Origin of the sequence: Methanobrevibacter sp. (genome assembly GCF_045646045.1) — an archaeon.
Taxonomy (GTDB): Archaea; Methanobacteriota; Methanobacteria; order Methanobacteriales; family Methanobacteriaceae; genus Methanocatella.
On the sequence record NZ_JAZRJY010000075.1, the window covers coordinates 1 to 2,469 of the forward strand.

At 35.5% G+C, this 2,469-nt stretch carries 1 protein-coding gene; it reads right to left on the minus strand.

Features of this window, described 5'->3' with window-relative positions; genetic code table 11:
- Nucleotides 1-344: 344 nt before the first annotated feature.
- On the minus strand, nucleotides 345-2,147 hold the full coding sequence (locus ACKI5C_RS04850; protein ID WP_407432075.1) for a subtype A tannase: 1,803 nt from the start codon (nucleotides 2,145-2,147) through the stop codon (nucleotides 345-347).
- Nucleotides 2,148-2,469 lie beyond the last annotated feature (322 nt).

Genomic DNA, 2,469 nt, shown 5'->3' on the forward strand with positions numbered 1-2,469 from the left:
AAATAATGGAAAAATCCATAAAATGTTAATGGAAACATAATACTTTTTTTAATTCCAACACACAATAAACAAGTGAATGAAATATTTAATTATTTTAAATTTCAAAAAGTAGTGTAGAGAGAGGAAAGTGATACAACTATCACATGAGTTTTCATACTCTTCCTCTCCAAATAATTTTATTAGTTAATTTATATTTTAAATTTCAAATTATATATAATTAGGCTATTTAAAAAACTACCTTTTATTCATAATTTTAATGTTTCTTGATTATCATCTTTAAAAATTAATTAAACCTGATTCATGAAAAAATATTGAAATGTGAATAATTAAATTATTCACTCATTTTAGTTTAAACATTCATTTACCCAATTGATGAAATTGCTGGTGGAATCACCAGTTCTTTCAGCTTGAGTGTGTCCTTGATCCCAAACTGTTGAAAACTCAACATTATCATTGCCGACTTTATTTAAAACAGCCAAATATAAGTTTACATCGACACACTGGGAAGTGTCTCCCTGTTCAATACCAGTGTTTATTCTCCAGTGATTAGCCACATCTGAGCTTCCTGCACCATCATAATAGTCACATAGGTAATACATTGGATTGTACATGTTCACACGTGTTTCCATGCTGGTATTTAAGCTATCTGTTGCGGCCAAGTCATTTTTATATTCCTCAGCATAACTGCTTGAGTAATCACCATATTTGGAGTATTTTTCACTGTTGTTGTTGAGCAAATCGCTTAGTGTCTTGTCGAAATGTGATGAACTGTTTGCATCAAGACCGAACAATCCGTTTTCAGCTTGAGAACGATTCAAATCATCGAAAGCAGGTACTGATTTAGATGGATTTTTGCAATGTTTGACGAATGCTTCCAAACTGGTAATTTTGGCGGTATTTGTATTTGCATCATATTCAATCCAAGTATCGTTTCCATTTAATGAATCAATGTATTCTTTAGCGGTTTGATAAGTTGCTGATGAGTCTGAATCAGTGCTTTCGGTTGGCATTTCACCGCCCATATCTCCTGATGGCACCTCACCTGATGGTGCATCTCCACTTGGCATTTCTCCGCTAGGTGTTCCTCCAGACGGCATGGCCCCAATAGCATTGGAGCTTGGGGTGTATGGGAATGTTGTATCATTCAGGAAATTGTTCAATGACTCTTCAGTGACGCTTAACATGTAATCATAGTAGCTGCCGGATGTGTAAACCCCATTGTCACTTTCCTCAAGTGTCAATGTTTTGCCGTTTGGATCTTTTAGGCCTAATGCGTTAATGTAGGCGGCATATTCTGCTGCCAAATCATTGCTTAAGGCACCGGTGAATGAATCTGAACTTCTCACATATTGTCCCATGTTCCATTCGTATGCCCCATCTGCTGTGTCCAGATTAGTTATCGGACACCAGCACATTGCACCTGCAATTGCATTTGATAAGGCATTCCCATCCTTACCGACCATGGCTGCACCGATGTCTTCCAGATACGGATTATATAATTCACTGTTTCCGGAAGCTCCCATTATTGCAGACTGGGCTCCTCCTCCACTATGGCCGAAGGTGAATATTTTTTCACTGTCTCCAGGCAACACGTCACCATTGAATCTGTAGTAGGTTACGGCAGATTTCAAATCAACCACACCATCTGGCGCTTCAGCATTGTCTCTTCCCCTGCACCCTGCATTCAGATAAATGAAACCTGCATCAGCATAATCTTTGACTTCACCAGCATTGTAGCTGGTCGGTGCTGTGCATGCAGAATAACCTGGAGTATTAACAGGCATTACTATAGGTGCGGAACTTGCGGTGTAGTTTCCAACTTTGTTATTTTCATTAATTTTGCAACTGTATGTTCCATTTGAATTTTTGGTTGCATCAAAGTATTTTCCGGGAACATAAATTCCACAGGATTCATAATCAGTATCTTCAGGATTCATACAGTATACGAGCCCAATTTGATAATATATGTCATTTGTTTCGTCATATTGCCAGTTATTCATGTCTATTGAAAGAGCATCAGTTAATGCGCTTGCATTATACGAAGGCCCCTCACCTGCAGGAGCAGAATTGCCAGTTAGGAAAAACACTCCCACAACGGCAATTAGAACAATTAAGGCAATTATAATAATTTTATGTAGTTTTTCCATTTACATCACCTGAACTTAATAATAAATTAATTGCAAAGATTTATTTAAATTTTTATAAAAATATGGGGCCTGTCAGATATTTTTTTCCAAAATTTGAAGATATTATAAACCAAATTAAGATAGGCATCTGATAAGTTTTATAGAGTAAAAATATGAAAATCTTTAATTACTGCTAGTTCTAAAAAAAAGTAGTGTAGAGAGAACATAAGTATGACAACTATCGCATGAGTTTTCATATAACCTTCTCCAAAATAATTTTAATTAATTAATGATTTAATTTTTAAGTTATATATAATTAATAGCTAATTCATAAAAATGAAAA

Excerpts from the sequence above, each read along its gene's own strand:
- ACKI5C_RS04850 (WP_407432075.1), bottom strand. The coding sequence starts at position 2,147 with ATGGAAAAACTACATAAAATTATTATAATTGCCTTAATTGTTCTAATT.